Origin of the sequence: Croceitalea marina (assembly GCF_042684265.1) — a bacterium.
Lineage (GTDB): Bacteria > Bacteroidota > Bacteroidia > Flavobacteriales > Flavobacteriaceae > Croceitalea > Croceitalea marina.
Genome location: NZ_JBHULB010000049.1, coordinates 1 through 1,664, shown reverse-complemented (window position 1 = coordinate 1,664; position 1,664 = coordinate 1). Strand labels below are relative to the sequence as shown.

Sequence of the window (1,664 nt, the reverse complement as noted above, 5' to 3'; positions counted from 1 at the left end):
AGACCGTCAGACTGTCTCAAAACTTAAAGTTAGCTTTACCTTGTAGGGTTTGATATTCTTTATCTTTAAGTATGGAGTATCAACAGAAACAATCCCGGACCCAACTTGCCCTCTACACCACTTGTCTGGACGATATGATCGCCGAGGAAAATTCGGTACGCATCATTGACCGTTTTGTGGACGGTCTGGATTTACAGGCCATAGGTTTTGGGGCCATGGCACCGCAAGGTCGTCCGCCCTATGATCCCGCCGATCTCTTAAAGCTTTACATCTATGGATATTTGAACCGGATACGTTCTTCCAGAAGTCTGGAGCTTGAGTGTGCCCGCAACATCGAACTGATCTGGCTGCTCGGCAACCTAAGGCCCGACCACAATACCATTGCCCGTTTCAGGAAGGACAACCCCAAAGCGATAAAGCGGGTGTTCCGCCATACGGTGTCCATTGCCAAGAACCACGAGTTGATCGGCGCCACCCTTATTGCCGGGGATTCCACCAAACTCAGGGCACAGAACAGCAAAAAGAACAACTTCAACCTAAAGAAGGTCGCACGCCACCTTGAATACATCGATAAAAAACTCGAGGAACACCAACAAGAACTGGCCAAGGCGGACGGGGACGCAAAGGAAGAAATCCGTAAGTTGGCAAAAAACAGGGAACGGCAACGGGAAAGGTATGTACGCATTCAAAAGGAACTGCGGGCCGATACCTCCACGGAAAACCCACAGATCTCCACCAGTGACCCGGACAGCCGACACCAGATCGTGAGGGGCACCATTACGGAAGTCTGTTATACGGCACAGACAACGGTGGATGCCGACCATAAGCTCTTGATCGATTACAAGATCACCAACCAAAATGACAAAAAGGCCATGGGCGGTATGCTCAGAAGGGCAAAGGCCATTTTGGGGACCAACTCCTTTACCGCACTATATGACAAAGGCTACCATACCGGGAGCGAGTTCAAGGTGGCCAACGACATTGGGGTCGATACCCTGGTGGCCGTACCCGGTATCGGCCGTGCCAGCCAAGCACCAGATCCGGCATATAACGCCGAACATTTCAACTACGACCCGCAACAGGACAGCTATCGCTGCCCACAGGGCCATGAGCTTACCAGTAACGGAAACTGGTACAGGGCACGCAACTACCGGTTCAAGCAATACAGGACAAAAGCATGCAAAAATTGCCCGGTGCGCAACGGATGCACATCGGCAAAGCAAAATGGAAAGATATTACAGCGCAGTGAGTTCACCGCATTCATCGAACATAACGCCCGTAGGGTAACGGAGCAACCCGATATTTACAAAAAACGACAGGCCTTGGTCGAACATCCCTTCGGTACCATAAAAAGGCAATGGGGCTTTGACCACATCATCACCAAAAAGGGAATGCCCACAGCCGGTGCCGACTTTGGGTTCATTGCATTGGCGTACAATTTAAAAAGACTTATCAAATTGGGTTGGAAGCCCGAAATCAGGGCAAAACATCGAACGAACATCCTAAAAACGCTCCTTATCACCGTTAAAAGGTCGAAAGATGAGTTCTTGGCCCATATATCCGCATTTATGAAAATCCAACCTTCTTACAGGCAAATATCCCTTATATCCCAAATTGTGTAAATTTATTCAAAATCAAAGGTGGTTTTGAGACAGACTGCCGTT

General features: G+C 49.2%; 1 protein-coding gene. It reads left to right on the top strand.

Annotation, left to right across the window (positions count from 1 at the left end; all coding sequences use genetic code 11):
* The first annotated feature begins 71 nt into the window (after nucleotides 1–71).
* Nucleotides 72–1,622 carry an IS1182 family transposase gene (locus ACFSQJ_RS14285; protein WP_377767652.1) on the top strand — a complete coding sequence of 517 codons (1,551 nt, stop codon included), beginning with the start codon at nucleotides 72–74 and terminating at the stop codon, nucleotides 1,620–1,622.
* Nucleotides 1,623–1,664: the final 42 nt, after the last annotated feature.